15 protein-coding genes and 1 tRNA gene are annotated in these 15,544 nt (G+C 64.7%); 5 read left to right on the top strand and 11 right to left on the bottom strand.

The features are described 5' to 3' along the window. Positions 1-11 precede the first annotated feature (11 nt). The 5 genes from lptB to IVA87_RS03575 all read right to left on the bottom strand — a co-directional run bounded on the left by lptB (position 12) and on the right by IVA87_RS03575 (position 4,865). Positions 12-1,019, bottom strand: coding sequence for an LPS export ABC transporter ATP-binding protein (lptB, locus tag IVA87_RS03595; protein ID WP_247303939.1), 1,008 nt, complete (start codon positions 1,017-1,019; stop codon positions 12-14). A 247-nt stretch (positions 1,020-1,266) separates the two neighbouring features. Then, positions 1,267-1,980, bottom strand: a complete 714-nt coding sequence (locus tag IVA87_RS03590; RefSeq protein WP_247332727.1) for an LptA/OstA family protein — start codon at positions 1,978-1,980, stop codon at positions 1,267-1,269. 5 nt (positions 1,981-1,985) lie between these two features. Beyond that, on the bottom strand, positions 1,986-2,723 hold the full coding sequence (gene lptC, locus IVA87_RS03585) for an LPS export ABC transporter periplasmic protein LptC (RefSeq protein ID WP_247303943.1): 738 nt from the start codon (positions 2,721-2,723) through the stop codon (positions 1,986-1,988). A gap of 163 nt (positions 2,724-2,886) precedes the next feature. Continuing rightward, positions 2,887-3,501 carry a ribonuclease D gene (locus tag IVA87_RS03580; protein ID WP_247276537.1) on the bottom strand — a complete coding sequence of 205 codons (615 nt, stop codon included), beginning with the start codon at positions 3,499-3,501 and terminating at the stop codon, positions 2,887-2,889. Positions 3,502-3,614: 113 nt separating this feature from the next. Then, complete coding sequence (locus IVA87_RS03575) at positions 3,615-4,865, bottom strand: UbiA family prenyltransferase (RefSeq protein ID WP_247332725.1); 1,251 nt, start codon at positions 4,863-4,865, stop codon at positions 3,615-3,617. Between the two features lie 349 nt (positions 4,866-5,214). Between IVA87_RS03575 and IVA87_RS03570 the strand changes: the two genes are divergently transcribed. After that, positions 5,215-6,486, top strand: coding sequence for an MFS transporter (locus IVA87_RS03570; protein ID WP_247303948.1), 1,272 nt, complete (start codon positions 5,215-5,217; stop codon positions 6,484-6,486). 113 nt (positions 6,487-6,599) lie between these two features. On the opposite strand, the gene IVA87_RS03565 is transcribed toward IVA87_RS03570, so the two are convergent. Next, a tRNA-Leu gene (locus IVA87_RS03565) sits at positions 6,600-6,686 on the bottom strand. 150 nt (positions 6,687-6,836) lie between these two features. Between IVA87_RS03565 and IVA87_RS03560 the strand changes: the two genes are divergently transcribed. Next, a complete protein-coding gene (locus tag IVA87_RS03560) occupies positions 6,837-7,802 on the top strand; it encodes a complex I NDUFA9 subunit family protein (protein WP_247303950.1) in 966 nt (321 codons plus the stop codon). Between the two features lie 157 nt (positions 7,803-7,959). On the opposite strand, the gene IVA87_RS03555 is transcribed toward IVA87_RS03560, so the two are convergent. From IVA87_RS03555 to IVA87_RS03545, 3 genes are all read right to left on the bottom strand, one after another. Continuing rightward, complete coding sequence (locus IVA87_RS03555; RefSeq protein ID WP_247295050.1) at positions 7,960-8,700, bottom strand: SDR family oxidoreductase; 741 nt, start codon at positions 8,698-8,700, stop codon at positions 7,960-7,962. A 3-nt stretch (positions 8,701-8,703) separates the two neighbouring features. Continuing rightward, positions 8,704-10,029 carry an FAD-binding oxidoreductase gene (locus IVA87_RS03550; protein ID WP_247295048.1) on the bottom strand — a complete coding sequence of 442 codons (1,326 nt, stop codon included), beginning with the start codon at positions 10,027-10,029 and terminating at the stop codon, positions 8,704-8,706. A 166-nt stretch (positions 10,030-10,195) separates the two neighbouring features. Next, positions 10,196-11,002: an undecaprenyl-diphosphate phosphatase gene (locus IVA87_RS03545; protein WP_247332723.1), complete on the bottom strand. Its 807-nt coding sequence runs from the start codon at positions 11,000-11,002 to the stop codon at positions 10,196-10,198. A gap of 168 nt (positions 11,003-11,170) precedes the next feature. On the opposite strand from IVA87_RS03545, the gene IVA87_RS03540 reads away from it, so the two are divergent. From IVA87_RS03540 to IVA87_RS03530, 3 genes are all read left to right on the top strand, one after another. Continuing rightward, positions 11,171-11,863 carry a glutathione S-transferase family protein gene (locus tag IVA87_RS03540; protein WP_247332722.1) on the top strand — a complete coding sequence of 231 codons (693 nt, stop codon included), beginning with the start codon at positions 11,171-11,173 and terminating at the stop codon, positions 11,861-11,863. After that, entirely contained in the window at positions 11,812-13,005 is a 1,194-nt protein-coding gene (gene queG, locus IVA87_RS03535) for a tRNA epoxyqueuosine(34) reductase QueG (protein ID WP_247332721.1), read from the top strand. Before IVA87_RS03540 ends, queG begins: the two co-directional genes overlap by 52 nt. Before the next feature lie 141 nt (positions 13,006-13,146). Then, on the top strand, positions 13,147-13,944 hold the full coding sequence (locus IVA87_RS03530; protein ID WP_247295039.1) for an acyl-CoA thioesterase domain-containing protein: 798 nt from the start codon (positions 13,147-13,149) through the stop codon (positions 13,942-13,944). A 67-nt stretch (positions 13,945-14,011) separates the two neighbouring features. Here IVA87_RS03530 and IVA87_RS03525 read toward each other — a convergent pair whose 3' ends face one another. Then, positions 14,012-14,479 carry a nuclear transport factor 2 family protein gene (locus IVA87_RS03525; RefSeq protein WP_247295036.1) on the bottom strand — a complete coding sequence of 156 codons (468 nt, stop codon included), beginning with the start codon at positions 14,477-14,479 and terminating at the stop codon, positions 14,012-14,014. A 193-nt stretch (positions 14,480-14,672) separates the two neighbouring features. Then, on the bottom strand, positions 14,673-15,473 hold the full coding sequence (locus IVA87_RS03520; protein WP_247295033.1) for an alpha/beta hydrolase: 801 nt from the start codon (positions 15,471-15,473) through the stop codon (positions 14,673-14,675). Positions 15,474-15,544 lie beyond the last annotated feature (71 nt).

The raw sequence follows: 15,544 nt of genomic DNA, 5'->3' as shown, positions 1-15,544 counted from the left end.
GCAAAAACAAACTAGAGGCGGAATTCCTCGCCAAGGTAAAGCCGGCGCACGTCCGGATCGGCGACGATCTCATCCGGGGTACCCTCGGTCAGGATTTCACCGGCATAGACGATGTAGGCACGATCGGTGAGGCCGAGCGTTTCGCGCACATTGTGGTCGGTGATCAAGACCCCGATGCCGCGATTGGTGAGATGGCGGACGAGGTCCTGGATATCGCCGACCGCGATCGGATCGATGCCGGCGAAGGGCTCGTCGAGCAGCATGTAGTTTGGCCGCGTCGCCAACGCGCGCGCGATCTCGACGCGCCGGCGCTCACCGCCTGACAGCGCGATCGACGGAGATTTCCTGAGGCGCGTGATGTTGAACTCGTCGAGCAGCGAATCGAGCTGGTGTTCGCGTTTCTTGCGCGAGGGCTCGACCACTTCGAGCACCGCGCGGATGTTCTGCTCGACGGTGAGGCCGCGGAAGATCGAGGCCTCCTGCGGCAGATAGCCGATGCCGAGCCGCGCGCGCTGATACATCGGCAGCTTGGTGACATCGTGCCCGTCGAGCTCGATCGCGCCGCGATCGGCCTTGATCAGGCCGGTGATCATGTAGAACACGGTGGTCTTGCCGGCGCCGTTCGGGCCGAGCAGGCCGACCGCTTCGCCGCGGCGCACGTAGATGCTGACGCCGCGCACCACCTGACGGCTGCCGAAGGCCTTTTCCACACTGTGCACAGCCAGGAAGCCAGGCCGCCGCAGCAGCTGCCCGCCTGTACCAGTGGATCTGCTGCCAGCCGTGACCGGGTGAACCGCCTGTGGACGCGGCGGCTCGGCTTGATAGTCGGCTTGATGGTCTCCTTGGAACTGGTCGGGCGCACGCATCGGCTGGCTCCGGGCGGTCGGCGGCGCATCCCGCACCGGGCTGGTGACGAGACCGCCGACATTGTCACCGAGCGCGGTGATGTCCTGACGCGCAAATCCTGGCCGGCCGCGTTTGGCGGGTCGCCGACGGAACATGCTGAAGAGATCGACCATCCCCGCCTTCTAGCCTTTCACGACGATCCTGCACGACAATCCTGCACGATGATCCGCGCGTGATCCCGCGATCTGCCGCACCGGCCTTTGCGATCCGCCGCTGCAGCCTGAGTGAGGGATGTCTCATGCCCAGTGAAACACGCCCGAAAAGCGGCGAACCCCGCTTCGAAAGCCCTTCGCGCTAGATACAGTCTTGCTGGGCAAGCTTCAACCTCGTCTCGAGAGCATCCGAGACAAGTGATTGAATTTACTTTTGTTTACTTGCGCCTGGCAACTGCAGAGGCGGCGCGTTGCCGGGTTTGGCGCCCTGGCCGCAATCATTGCCGCCGCCCTGCGGCAGCAGGGCCTGGACCCGGCCGCTCTCGGATTCCACGCGCGACACGCCCGTGGTCATGTCGACCATCAGGCGGTCGCCGCGCAGCACGTTCTTGCATTGCGTCAAGACCACGCCTCCGAGCATGGTGATGAGGTTGGTCTTGGTGTCGAACACGGCGGTCTCGCCCGTTACCACCTGGTCCTTCTGAGTGACCACGACATTGCCGCGCGCCTCCAGCCGCTTGATCGCGGAGCTGCCGCCTGGGCCGGGCGTTGCCGACTGCATCGGTGCCGCCTTCGCGCCCTTCGCCGCCGGCTGCGGCGCGGCCGGCTTGTCGCCGCCGCCCGATTCGTAAAACACCACCAGCGTCTTCGAGGTCATGGTGGTGTCGCCCTGCACGACCTTCACATTGCCGGCGAAGGTCGCCTCCTTCTTCTTGTCGCGCATCTCGAGCGAGGCGGCCTCGATCTGGATTGGCTGGTCGCGGTTTTGCGAAAAGCCCTGCATCGCGTTGGGCACGCCTTGCATCGTGCTCTGTGCAATGGCGGCCCCGCCAGCGACCACCGCTATGACGGCGGCGACAAGCACGGCTGTGCCGAGGACGGCGCTCCGCTTCTTGTCGCTGCGCGAAAAAAAACTGATCATTGAAATCACTTTGAATTGGCAGACTTGTTCTGAGGCATACGCGTCTTTGCAGGTGGCGCAGGCTCGGCCGGGGGCGCAGGCTGTGCGGCGGCGGGATCGTCCAGCTTATCCAGGTGCATCACCACATTGCCTTCGAAGCGGATGAGATCGCCGCCCTCGGTGATCCGCAGCCGGTCCGCAGTCAGCGTGCCGTTGGTCAGCTTGACGTCGACGCGCTCGTCGGAGGTGACCGTGCCCTTGTTCATGTCGACGAAGGCCGAGTTCAGCCGCGCCTCGTAGCCGGTCGAGGTGCGCAGCAAGATGTCCTTGTGCAGTTCGAGCTGCTGCTGCTTGTTGTCGAAACGGCCGGTGCGGGCGTCGAGGAACAGGGTGGATTGATCCTCCATCAGCACCTTCGCGCGCAGATCCGAAAGGTCGACATGATCAGGGTCGGTGATGTCCTGCGTCGCGGTCTTGGCCCAGAGCTCGTAGGGCCGCTGGTCCGGCGTGAAGCCGGCGAGGTGCGGCGTTTCCATGGTGATCTTGGTGCCCGACACCACCAGGTTTCCGGAGTCGAGCGGCAGCTTCGGCATCAGCATGCGGAACGGATTGAAGACCGACACGCCGACGATGGCGGCCATGGACAGCAGCACCGCGCCCGGCACCGCGACGCGCAGAATCCGCACCAAGCGGCTGTGGCGCGCCGCGCTGGCAAACTTCGCCGCAAGCGCGGCGTCGTAGGTGGGATTCTGGGCCGAATTCACCTGGACTCCTGATTCACCTGGGCTCCTGAAGTGGCGCTCGCCTTGTCCGGTGGAACGACGCCCCATTGTACCCGGCGCCGCCAAAATATGCAGCCGGCGACAGGCCGTTACGAAAGTGTCCGAAACGGGGCGGCAGCCCTGACCCTAGCGGCCACGAGCGGCATCAGGAATGCGCGAAAATGTCCTCTTCCGCCCAGCCCTGGAGGTCGAGCAGGGCGCGGGTCGGCAGGAAGTCGAAACAAGCTTGCGCCAGCGCGGAGCGGCCTTCCCGCACCAGCATGGCATCGAGCCGCTCGCGCAGGCCGTGCAGATGCAGCACATCGGAGGCGGCATAGGCGAGTTGCGGCTCGCTCAGGCTGTCGGACCCCCAGTCGCTGGACTGCTGCTGCTTGGAGAGGTCGATGTTGAGCACCTCGCGCACCAGGTCCTTCAGACCGTGGCGGTCGGTATAGGTGCGGGTCAGGCGGGAGGCGATCTTGGTGCAGTAGATCGGCCCGGTCATGACGCCGAAGGTCTGATACAGCACCGCGATATCGAACCGCGCGAAATGGAAGATCTTCGTGATGGCGGGATCGGCCAGCAGCGCCTTCAAATTCGGCGCGTCGGTGTGCCCCTTGGGGATCTGCACCACGTCGGCGCTGCCGTCGCCGGGCGAGAGCTGCACCACGCAGAGCCGGTCGCGGTGCGGGTTGAGGCCCATGGTCTCGGTGTCGATCGCCACCGCTGCGGTGTAGCGGGACAGGTCGGGCAGGTCGCCGCGATGCAGGCGTACGGTCATGGCGTTTCAAAACCTCGAATGGTCTGTCGGCAGAATAGGCTAATCGGGATTACCCGCGATGTATCCACTCACGGCGGGCCGCGCAAGCGCCGGCCGTGACCTTACGGGTCCGGTCAGATCGCCGCCAGCATGATGCAGATCATCGCCGCCACCGCGATGCGGCTGGGGCCGTCGCGGAAAGCGTAGATGATCGGATCGTCAGGCATCTCGCGGCGGTGCGCCATCATCAGGGCGCGGCCGAACCAGTACAGCAGCAGCGGGTTGAGCAGCCACAGCATCCAGGGACGGCTGTAGAGCGGCGTCACCGCGGAGGAGGAGACGTAAAGCGAGAACACGGTTGCCGCGTTCATCGCGCTCGCCGCCGCCATCGCGGCGATGACATGCAGATCAGTGATCCTGTAATCGCGGTTGGAAGGATCGGCGAGGCCCGCGCTCTCGCGCATGCTGAGCTCGCTGAAACGCTTGATGAGCGCCAGCGAGGTGAACACGAACAGCGAGAAGATCAAAAGCCATTCCGACAGCACCACCCCGACACCGACGGCGCCGGCAATGATGCGCAAGCTGTAGAGGCCAGACAGCGTCACGACGTCGACCAGCATCTTGCGCTTGAGCGCGAGCGAATAAGCGATCGTGGTGACGAGATAGGCGCCGAGCACGCCCAGGAAGAGAGGCGAGATGCAGAGGCTGGCGACGAGCGCGAACAGCCACAGCGCAGGAATCGCTGCTAGCGCCGCGGAGATCGGCAAATCGCCGGCCGCGAGCGGGCGATGGCGCTTGGTCGGATGCTGCCGGTCGGCCGAAAGATCCAGGAGATCGTTCATCAGATAGGCGCCCGACGCGCAGGCGGAGAACGCCATGAACGCCAGCAATGCATAGCCGAGCGTTGCAAGGTTCATCTGATGCGCGGTGAGCGCCGGCACGAACACCAGCGTGTTCTTGGCGTATTGATAGACGCGCAGGGCCTTGGCCCAGGTTTTCCAGCTGACGTGGCTGTGGCCGCGGCTCTCGATCCGCTCGATCGCGCCGCGATCGAGCGGCAGCGTATGGCCCGCAGCCAGATCGGCCGGCGGCACGACGCCGTCAAAGCCAAGATGTGCGGCAATGCCCGCCGCATGATCGGCGAAGCGTCCGGCGACAAGATAGATCTTCGCGCCCTGCGCCCGCGCCGCCAGCGCCTGATTCAGCACATCGGAATCATAGGGCAGATGGGCATAGTCGATCTCGGCCTGCGCCAGGATGTCCGTGAGCGCGGCCATACCCGGGCGTCCGCCGGCGCCGAAGCGGGCCATCATGCGGCCGGGCGCACTGAACAGCGCTTCCATCAGCAGTTCGGAACGCAGCAGCGCGCCTTCCAGATCGATCACAAGCGTCGGCCCAGCCGCCGCAATTGCGGACGGTGTTGGGGCGCCAGAATCTTGCCAGGCAGGCTGCTCCATCCGGAAACGCTCTTACTTGCCGCAAAATGACCGGCCCAAAGGCCGGGGAGCAGGGGAAATGGATGCTCGCGAGCCTAGAGGAGCATTCGCTAAGGGCGGCTTAATTCCCCCAGACAGGAGCGGGCGGTTCGCGCGGGCGCCCTGTTGCCCGGATCCCACAACCTGCTCCGCGCCTCCCCTTACGGCAGAGCTTTTGCCTGCACCCGTGGACATCGTCGCCGTCCACCCTATCTGCCAGTTTCGCGCGCCCCGCCGCGCTTACGCTGAATCAGGTGCCATGACCGAACAGACGCTCGCCGCGGCCGTCAACGACCCCCAGGAACGCCAACGCGGCTTTTCGCGCTATCAGGCGCTCCTCATCGCGCTGCTCGCGTTCACGCAATTCACGATCATCCTCGACTTCGTCATCATGTCGCCGCTCGGCGCCATCCTGATGCCTGCGCTCGACATCACGGCCGGGCAGTTCGGCGTCGCGGTGTCGGCCTACGCGTTCAGCGCGGGGATCTCGGGCATCCTGGCCGCCGGCTTTGCCGATCGATTCGATCGCAAGCGCCTGCTGCTGTTCTTCTATGTCGGCTTCACGCTCGGGACCATGCTCTGCGCCGCCGCGCCGAACTACCATGTGCTGCTGCTCGGCAGGATCGTCACCGGTTTGTTCGGCGGCGTGATCGGCTCGGTCGTGCTCGCCATCATCACCGACCTGTTTCCGCTGCAGCTGCGCGGCCGCGTGATGGGCTTCATCCAGACGGCGTTTGCCGCAAGCCAGGTGCTCGGCATTCCCGCCGGGCTGTTTCTGGCCAATCACTGGAGCTGGCATGTCTGCTTCGCTGCGATCGTCGTGGTGTCGATCGCAGCGATCGCGGTCATCGCCTTCGCCATGGAGCCGGTCGATGCGCATCTGAAATTGAAGCAGGACAGAAACCCGTTCCGGCATTTGATCGCCACCGTCGGACAGAAGCGCTATACGCTGGCCTTCGCCGTCACGACGCTGCTGGCGACGGGCGGGTACATGCTGATGCCGTTCTCCAGCGCCTTCACCGTGCACAATCTCGGCATCGACATTGCGCATCTGCCGACGATCTATCTCGTCTCCGGCCTGTTCAGCATCGTCACGGGGCCTCTGGTCGGCAGGGCGAGCGACGCGTTCGGCAAATACCCGACCTTCGTGTTCGGCAGCGTGGTGTCGGTGATCATGGTGCTGACCTACACCCATCTCGGCCACGTCTCGCTGGCGACCGCGATCCTCGTCAACGTCCTGATGTTCGTCGGCATTTTCTCGCGCATGATCCCGTCACAGGCGCTGATGTCGGCGATTCCCGATCCGAGCCAGCGCGGCTCGTTCAGCGCGGTCAGCGCCTCGCTTCAGCAACTCTCCGGCGGGCTCGGCTCAGTGCTCGCCGCCGCCATCATCGCCCAAGCGGCGGACGGCTCGCTGATCCATTTCGACCGGCTCGGCTACGTCGTGGTCGCGACCACGATCGTCGCGCTGGGCGCGATGTACTTTGTGCAGAAGGCGGTGGCGGAGCGGGCGGGAAAGCGGGTGGTGTGAGGGCGGACGGGCTGATCTGTCCCAGCAAGGGACGAGGCCAAGTCGGTGCTTGGATCGTCGGCTACCATCGCGACTGATCGGAAGCAGCCCCATTTTGCGTCAAATCTTGCAAATGGTGCCCAGGAAAGGACTCGAACCTTCACGGCCGTTAAGCCACTGGCACCTGAAGCCAGCGCGTCTACCAATTCCACCACCTGGGCATGCCGTTTGGGGCACGGAGGCGGTTACTACGGTTCGGTGACGCCGTTGTCAATTCATGCGTGAAGCCTGTTGCGGGATGCCGATTGCGCATCGCAAACCGGCCCGATACAAGCCTGACAACCCCTTACCCACCTGCAGGAACCGACCCCATGGCATCGAATCTGGACACGCTCGTCACGGTTTTCGGCGGATCGGGGTTTTTGGGCCGGAATGTCGTCCGCGCCCTGTGCAAGCGCGATTACCGGATCCGGGTCGCGGTGCGGCGGCCGGAACTCGCCGGATATCTCCAGCCCTCCGGCAAGGTCGGGCAGGTCCACACCGTGCAGGCCAATTTGCGCTACCCGGCCTCGGTCGAGGCGGCGCTGCGCGATTCGCATGTCGTGATCAACCTCGTGGGCGTCCTCACCGAGAGCGGCGAGCAGACCTTTGACGCCGTCCAGGCCAAGGGCGCCGAGACCGTCGCCAAGGCGGCGGCCGCCGCCGGCGCCAGCCTGGTGCATGTCTCCGCGATCGGCGCCGACGCGGAATCGCCGTCGCGCTATGCCAAGGCCAAGGCGGCCGGCGAAGTCGCGGTCTTGGCCGCCGCGCCGTCGGCGACGATCTTCCGCCCCTCCGTGATGTTCGGGCCCGAGGACCAGTTCACCAACCGCTTTGCCGCGCTGGGGCGAATGTTGCCGGTGCTGCCGCTGATCGGCGGCGAGACCAGGATGCAACCGGTCTATGTCGGCGACGTCGCCACCGCGATCGCCGATGCCGTCGATGGCAAGGCCAAGGCCGGCGCGACCTATGAGCTCGGCGGGCCGGAGGTGCTGAGCATGCGCGAGATCATCGAGACCATCCTCGAGATCACGGACCGCGAGCGAATGCTGATTCCGCTGCCGTTTGGGCTCGCCCGCTTCAAGGCTGCCTTCCTGCAATTCGCGCCGGGTGCGCTGAAGCTGACGCCGGACCAGGTCACGATGCTCGAACGCGACAATGTCGTGTCGGATGCAGCGAAGGCCGCTGGCCTGACGCTGGAAGGGCTCGGCATCACGCCGGATTCGCTGGAGGCGATCGCCCCGCAATATCTCTGGCGCTTCCGCGCGGCCGGCCAGTTCCAGCGCAAGAGCGCGTGAGGTTTGGTTGCCTCTCCCGCTTGCGGGTGAGGTCGGATTGCGAACCAATCCGGGTCAGGGCTTTCTCCTCTTGGGGAGAGTCTCTCTGTGGAAGCACCCTCTCCCCAACCCTCCCCCGCAAGCGGGGGAGGGAGCGCACCGCCGGTGCGGCTACACGTCAAAACTTCAGCTTCTTGAACACCGCTTCCGGCAGCGTCTTGATGATCAGCATCACGAGGCGCCATTTGCCGCTGACATAAACGACGTCGATTTTCCTCTCGACCGCCTGAAGGATCGCATCGCCGACCACCGGCGCCTCCACCGTGAGCGGGCCGATCAGCTTCATGCCTTCCGTCATCTTGGTGCGGACGAAGCCGGGCTTGACGGTGACGACATGCACGCCGCCGCGGCTGGCGCGGGCACGCAGGCCGGACAGGAAGGCGGAGAAGCCCGCTTTGGCCGAGCCGTAGACATAGTTCGAGGCGCGGCCGCGATCGCCGGCAACGGAGGATACTCCGACGATCGTGCCAGTGCCGCGGCCCAGAAATTTTTCGGCGAATAGGCCGAGGATCAGCGACGGGCCTTCGTAGTTGGAGCGCATGATCGTGGTGGCGTGGGCGAGATCGGATTGCGCGTTCTCCTGCACGCCCAAAAGGCCGACGATCGAGACCACGACATCAGGCAACGCCGGCAGGCCGGCGACAAAGCTTTCGAATGACGCGGTGTCGAGCACATCGAATTTGTGAAGACCGACCTCGATATTGTAACGCGCGCGCAGATCGGCGGCATCCCGCTCCAGCGCGGCGACGTCGCGGCCGGCGAGCGCGACGTCGTATCCCGCCTTGGCGAAAGCGCGCGCCGCGGCGCGGCCGACATCGGAGGAGCCACCCAGCACAATTGCGGACTTGCGTGACGTCACGGACTAAACCTCATCAAACAGGCGTTGTGAAAGCTTCGAGCGGATGTTGCCTGTGGGATCGAGCGATCTGCGGATCGCGTTGAACCGCTGCAAGGCGGGATAGCCGGCCGCGAACGTCGCGCGCGACTGGCGCGCATCCTTGGCGAGGTACAGCCGCCCGCCGGCAGCGACGACCAGCCGATCGATCTCGTCGAGGAAATTCAGGATGTCGCCCTTCAGCGGGAAATCCAGCGCCAGCGTGTAGCCGGGCAGCGGAAACGACAGGATGCCGTCGCCCTGGCCGAGCTTCTTGAGCACGGCGAGGAAGGAGGCATCGCCGCGACGCGCGACGCGCTGGAGGATGTCGTCGAGCACCTCGCGCGCGCCCTGCTCCGGAATCACGCATTGATGCTGGACGAAGCCGCGCTTGCCATAGATGCGATTCCAGTCTTTGAGGCTGTCGAGCGGAAAGAAATACGGATAGAGCGAGACCACTTGGCTGCCGCCGGCGCGCCGCGCGCCCATGCGATAGTACAGCTCGTTGAAGGCGCGGATGCTGTGGCGGTTCAGCGTGATCGAGGGCAGATCGACGGGCACGCCGAGGCTGGGATCTTTGCCGACCGGAAACGCAGCGGCGCCAGCGGCGAGTTCGTCTCTGCCGGCGTGTTCGCCGAGAAAGATCAGCGCGCGGCCGAGATCGCGTCCTCGCGCCGCGCAATCGATCCAGGCCACCGAATAGGTCGCGGCATCGCCCGCGTCGAGTGCGCGCATCGCGGCATCGAGGTCGGACGCTGAGATCACCCGCTCGCGGATCCATCCGGTTTCGACCGGCCGCAACCGCATCGTCGCCTCGAGGATGATTCCGGTCAGGCCCATGCCGCCGACGGTCGCGAAAAACGCATCGGAATTCTGCTCGCGCGAGGCTTCGATCACCTCGCCCTGCCCGGTGCGCAGCAAAATGCTGTCGACGTAGCGGCCGAAGCCGCCCTCGCAATGGTGGTTCTTGCCGTGCACGTCGGCCGCGATTGCGCCGCCGATCGACACGAAGCGCGTGCCGGGCACGACGAAGGGCAGGAAGCCGCGTGGGCCGAATGTCTCGATCAGGTCCGACAGCAGCACGCCGGCCTCGAGGCGGATGCGCCCGCTCGCGGGATCGAACCACCTGACCCTGTCGAACCCCGTCATCGCGACGGTCCTGGCGGCGCCGATCGCGGCATCGCCATAGGCGCGGCCATTGCCGCGCGCGACGGTGCCGGCCGAGACAGCCTCGCCGACGGCCGCGAACGAGCACGGCCGCAGCACGTCGCTATCGACGACCGGAAAACGCCCCCAGCCGCTGACGAGGGTCATGGTTCAGCTCCTGTGCCGGGCGCGCGGCCCTGGGCTGGAGACTGACTACCGGCCAAAAGCTTATATTGCGTTGAGAACGCCGGCCCAACCAAGCGTCTCAGTGCCCACCTCTCCCTACGGGAGAGGTGAAGCGGAACGCTCGATCCGGGCTAGGGGTACCTCGAACTTAGTGCCCCAGCGCCAGCGCGATCAGGCCGAGCGTGCCGATGATGACGCGCCACCAGGCGAACAGCACGAAACCGTGTCGGGTGACGTAGCTCAAAAACGTCTTGACCACGATGATCGCGGTGATGAACGACACCACGAAGCCGATCGCGACGATGTTCATATGATCCATCGTCATCTCGGCGCGGTTCTTGTAGAAGTCGTAGGCGAACGCGCCGATCATGGTGGGGATGGCGAGGAAGAACGAGAACTCCGCCGCCGCGCGCTTGTCCGCACCGAGCAGCATGGCGGCCAAAATGCTGGCGCCGGAGCGCGACACGCCCGGGATCATCGCCACGCACTGCGCGATGCCGATATAGAGATACATCAGCAGCGGAAACTTGGTGGCTTCATGCTCGCGCGGCTTGAGCGCGAGCTTGTCGACCCAGAGCAGGATGGCGCCGCCGACGATCAGCGTGAAGCAGACGACCCACGGATTGAACAGCACGCTCTTGATGTACTTGCCGGCGAGGAGGCCGACGATCACGGCCGGCAGGAACGCGACCAGCACGCCGATCACGAAGCGGCGCGCATAGGCATCGCCCGTAAACAGGCCAATCGCGACGTCCCACAGCTTCCTGAAATAGAGCCCGACGATCGCGAGGATCGCACCCAGCTGGATCAGAACCGTAAACGAATCCCAGAAGGCACCTTCACCAAGATGGAAGAAGCGCTCCGCGAGCAAGAGGTGGCCGGTCGAGGACACGGGAAGGAACTCGGTCACCCCCTCGATGATGCCGAGGATCACTGCCCGTATTGCGTCTGACATATTACGGTCCATTTCCGCTGGAAAAGCGGGGCTCTTCTCGCCTATTCGCCCCCATGCCGCAATCGCAAAATGCGACGTCACGCCCTTGCTTCGCGGTTTTGAAGGACTAGTGTGGCGCCGCACAAATATTGATGGATTCTTAAGCACCATCAAATAGTCAAAGGCTTCATGTTTACGCTGTTTCATCATCCGTTCTGTCCGCACTCGCGCTTCATTCGCTTGATCGTGGGCGAATACGGGCTCGACCTGAAGCTGGTCGAAGAGCGCAGCTGGGAGCGGCGCGAGGCGTTTCTGCTGCTCAATGCGGCCGGCACGACACCGGTTCTGGTGGACGACGAGCAGCCGCCCATACCGGGCGCGGCGATCATCGCCGAATATGTCGACGAGGCCTATGGCGCCGCGATGGGCGCCAAGCGCCTGATGCCGGAAAGCATCACCGAGCGTGTCGAGGTGCGCCGGCTGATGGCCTGGTTCAACGAAAAATTCTTCGAGGAGGTCTCGCACCCTCTCGTCACCGAGCGCATCTACAAGCGGTTCATGAGCGAGGAGGACGGCGGCGGCCCGCCTTCGGCCGACGTGATGCGCGCGGCCAAGGCAAACGTGCGCTATCATCTGGCCTATATCGGCTGGCTGGCGCAGACGCGTAACTTCCTCGCGGGCGACCGGCTCACCTACGCGGATCTCGCCGCCGCGGCGCATCTCTCGGCGATCGACTATCTGGGCGACGTGCCATGGAGCGAGGACGACGCAGCAAAGGCGTGGTACGCGCGGGTGAAATCCCGCCCGTCGTTCCGTCCGCTCCTCAGCGAATGGCTGGCCGGGGTGCCGGCGTCGCGGACTTACGTGGACCTGGATTTCTGAATTCCGATCCGACTGCACTGAAGACACAGCTGGCGCACAAAGCACGCGCGCTCGGCTTCGACTGCATCGGCATCACTGCACCCGGCACGATCGAGAGCGCCGGAAAATACTTCCTTGAATTCATCGCCTCCGGCGGCCATGGCGACATGGATTGGCTGGCCGCGAGCCCTGAGCGCCGCGTCGATCCGCGCGGGCTGTGGCAGGATGTGCGCTCGGTGATCATGCTCGGCGTCAATTACGGCCCCGACCAGGATCCGCTTGCGATCCTCAAGCAGCGCACGCATGCGGCGATCTCGGTCTATGCGCAAGGCGACGATTATCACGATCTGATCAAGAAGCGGCTGAAGGCGCTGGCGCGCTGGCTGGTTGCGACCGCGCCGTCGGACGTAAAGGTGTTCGTCGACACCGCGGCCGTGATGGAGAAGCCCTTGGCGCAAGCCGCGCATCTGGGCTGGCAGGGCAAGCACACCAATCTCGTCTCGCGCGAGTTCGGCTCCTGGCTGTTCCTCGGCGCGATCTACACCACGCTCGAGCTGCCGCGCGACGACGCAGAGATCGACCATTGCGGCTCGTGCCGGGCCTGTCTCGACATCTGTCCGACCGCGTCGTTCCCTGCACCCTACAAGCTCGATGCGCGGCGCTGCATCTCGTACCTCACCATCGAGAACAAGGGTCCGATCCCGCGCGAATTTCGCAAAGCCATGGCCAATCGAATCTATGGCTGCGATGATTGTCTTGCCGCCTGCCCCTGGAACAAGTTCGCGCAGGAGGGTCGCGAGGCCAAGCTCGCGGCGCGTGACGAGCTGCGCGCGCCGTCGCTCGCCGAACTCGCACGGCTCGACGATGCTTCATTCCGCACGCTGTTCACGAAGTCGCCGGTCAAGCGCATCGGGCGCGACCGGTTCTTGCGGAATGTGCTGATTGCGATTGGCAATTCCGGGAAGCCGGCGCTGTCTGCGGAGGCGCGGCGATTGCTCGACGATCCGAGCCCGCTGGTGCGTGGGGCGGCGGCGTGGGCGCTGGGGCAGTTGGTGGAGCGGGAGGCGTTTGCCGAGATGAGGCTGCAGGTTCTCGATCGCGAGCCCGACGAGAGTGTTCGTGAGGAGTGGCGCGCAGAAAGCACGGTTAGCTCCTCATCCTGAGGAGCCGCGCAGCGGCATCTCGAAGGATCAAGGCCGAGCTGCCGCAGCGGGGCCTGCATGGTTCGAGACGGCGCTTCGCGCCTCCTCACCATGAGGATCGGGATCTTGATTTCCCCGCGCGTTTCTTCAATCTCGCGCGCCATGACAAGCATGCCTTTCTTTACCCGCGACGGCGACACATTCCATCCGACGGAAGTCTCCAACGGTCCCTGGGATCCGAAATCGCTGCACGGACGGGTCATCATCGGCCTGCTCGGCTTCGTCATCGAGGAGCGTCATTCCGGCCCCGAATTCGTGCCGGCGCGGCTCACCGTCGATATGTTTCGGCTACCGACCATCGACAAGCCCATTCAAGTGACGACGCGCCTGGTGCGCGACGGCCTGCGCATCCGCGTGGTCGAGGCGGAGTTTGTTTCTGGCGGCGTCAGCATGGCGCGGGCGTCTTGCCAGCTGCTGCGCAAGACACAAAATCCCGAAGGCAATGTCTGGTCACCGCCGAACTGGGACGTGCCGAAACCGGCCGACATTCCCAAGCCCACCGATCCCAGGCTCGGCATGAACGGCAAATGGACGACGCGCCCGATCGTCGGCCATATGGGCTCGCTCGGCCCGCGCCGGCTCTGGATGAGCGAGGTGCGCGAGCTCGTCGCGGGCGTGGCGATGACGCCGTTCGTCCATGTCGCTGTTGGTGCCGATTTCGCCAGCCCGTTTGCCAATGCCGGCGACAGGGGGCTCGGCTACATCAACAGCGACGTCACGATCTATCTGCATCGCCTGCCGATCACAAACTGGATCGGATTCGAGGTGGTGAACCATCACGCTACCGATGGCGTCGCGATCGGCGAATGCTGGCTCTATGACGAACAGGGACCGATCGGCACCGCCACGGTCGCCGCACTGGCGCAGCGCAAGCCGATGGCGAATCCGTCGAAGCGGTAGCGCTCTCTCTACTCGTCGTTCCGGGTTCGCGCCAAGGGGCGCGCCCCGGAATGACGAATGGAGACAGTTACGCCAAATGCCGCTGCATTTCCGGGCGCGCCTTCAGCTCGGCGCCCTGCTTGGCCACGATCTTTGCAATCCGCTCCGGCGCAAACTTCAGGTCGACGAACGCCGGCGCAGTGTTGGCAACTTCGTGATAGCTGGCAATCTTGCCCTCACGCAGCGTCATTATCGCCACGCCCTCGAACATCGCCCGCGCGCCATTCGCTTCCGGCAGGGTCGAACGATAGCTGAAGGTGTAGCGCGCATAGAGCGTGGTGCCGTCGGTGACGGGATCGTGCATGTCCCAGCGGAAATCGGCCGCCGTGCGATAGAACCAGTCGTCGATCAGCTCGGCGATCTTCTCGCGACCGGTGAAGACACCGTAGAAGACGTCGTGGTAGATGCCGTCCTCGGTGAACAGTTCGACGAACGCCTTGCCGTTGCGCTGTTCAACAGCGTCGCAGAAGGCGCGCAGCATGGCGGTGATGGACATTGGCGTTGCTCCCGATGTTTTTCTTCCCCTCGCCCCCTGTGGGAGAGGGTGTATCAATCGCGCTTTGCGCGATTGATACGGGTGAGGGGTTGCTTCCGCGAGTCCAATTCGCATTCGGACTCGCGGCAACAACCCCTCATCCGGCGCTTCGCGCCACCTTCTCCCACAAGGGGAGAAGGAAGAAAGAACATCTTCACCCGATCTCCGCGACCGCCGCAAGAATGCGCGCGATGTCCTGCGGGCGGGAGAGGCGGTGATCGCCGTCCTGGATCATGGTCAGCACGACGTCGTCAGCCGGCAGGCGATGTGTCAGCGCGAAGGCGTGCTGCCATGGCACGTCGGGATCTTTCGCGCCCTGCAGGATGCGGATCGAGCAGCCGAGATCGATGGCGCTGCCGAGCACCAGGTGATTGCGCCCCTCCTCGATCAGATTTCGCGTAATCGGATAGGGCGAGCCGTCGCCATAGTCCGACGGCCGCAGCCAGAGGCCCTTGGTCTCGATCTCTTTCTTCACCGCCGGCGAGAAGTTCTTCCACATCAGCTCCTCGGTGAAGTCGGGCGCCGGCGCGATCAGGACGAGACCGGACAGCGAGGCCACGGCCTGTTGCGTCTCTTGGCGCTTCTTGATCTCGCGCGCGAGCAGCAGTGCCATCCAGCCGCCCATGGACGAGCCGATCAGGATTTGCGGGCCGGCGCAGAAGCGCTCGAACACTGCTAGGCTCTCCTCCAGCCAGCGTCCGATGGTTCCATCGGCGAAATCGCCGCCGGATTCGCCGTGACCGGAATAGTCGAACCGGACCATTGCGCGGCCGTGCTCCCCGGCCCAGGCATCTAGCGCCACGGCCTTGCTGCCCTGCATGTCCGATTTGAATCCGCCGAGCCAGACCAGCCCGGGGCCTTTTCCGGCGCGGCGGCGCACCGCAATCCTGCGCGCCAACGGTCCGTCGCCCACAGTGATGAAGTCGAGCACGATATCGGAAATTGCATCGGTCATGGAACGTTTACTCTGGCTGTGCGGTTTGAGCTGTTTGGACACGTCCGCCAGCACAATCCGACCTCGGCATT

It is taken from the genome of Bradyrhizobium sp. 147 (assembly GCF_023073935.1).
GTDB lineage: Bacteria > Pseudomonadota > Alphaproteobacteria > Rhizobiales > Xanthobacteraceae > Bradyrhizobium.
The sequence above is the reverse complement of the archived record's forward strand: the minus strand, read 5'-3'. Positions and strand labels throughout refer to the sequence as shown.

Excerpts from the sequence above, each read along its gene's own strand:
- IVA87_RS03580 (WP_247276537.1), bottom strand. The coding sequence starts at position 3,501 with ATGACCGTACGCCTGCATCGCGGCGACCTGCCCGACCTGTCCCGCTAC.
- IVA87_RS03550 (WP_247295048.1), bottom strand. The coding sequence starts at position 10,029 with ATGACCCTCGTCAGCGGCTGGGGGCGTTTTCCGGTCGTCGATAGCGAC.
- IVA87_RS03520 (WP_247295033.1), bottom strand. The coding sequence starts at position 15,473 with ATGACCGATGCAATTTCCGATATCGTGCTCGACTTCATCACTGTGGGC.
- IVA87_RS03525 (WP_247295036.1), bottom strand. The coding sequence starts at position 14,479 with ATGTCCATCACCGCCATGCTGCGCGCCTTCTGCGACGCTGTTGAACAG.
- IVA87_RS03570 (WP_247303948.1), top strand. The coding sequence starts at position 5,215 with ATGACCGAACAGACGCTCGCCGCGGCCGTCAACGACCCCCAGGAACGC.
- IVA87_RS03540 (WP_247332722.1), top strand. The coding sequence starts at position 11,171 with ATGTTTACGCTGTTTCATCATCCGTTCTGTCCGCACTCGCGCTTCATT.
- IVA87_RS03545 (WP_247332723.1), bottom strand. The coding sequence starts at position 11,002 with ATGTCAGACGCAATACGGGCAGTGATCCTCGGCATCATCGAGGGGGTG.
- lptB (WP_247303939.1), bottom strand. The coding sequence starts at position 1,019 with ATGGTCGATCTCTTCAGCATGTTCCGTCGGCGACCCGCCAAACGCGGC.
- queG (WP_247332721.1), top strand. The coding sequence starts at position 11,812 with ATGGCTGGCCGGGGTGCCGGCGTCGCGGACTTACGTGGACCTGGATTT.
- IVA87_RS03560 (WP_247303950.1), top strand. The coding sequence starts at position 6,837 with ATGGCATCGAATCTGGACACGCTCGTCACGGTTTTCGGCGGATCGGGG.
- IVA87_RS03590 (WP_247332727.1), bottom strand. The coding sequence starts at position 1,980 with ATGATCAGTTTTTTTTCGCGCAGCGACAAGAAGCGGAGCGCCGTCCTC.
- IVA87_RS03530 (WP_247295039.1), top strand. The coding sequence starts at position 13,147 with ATGACAAGCATGCCTTTCTTTACCCGCGACGGCGACACATTCCATCCG.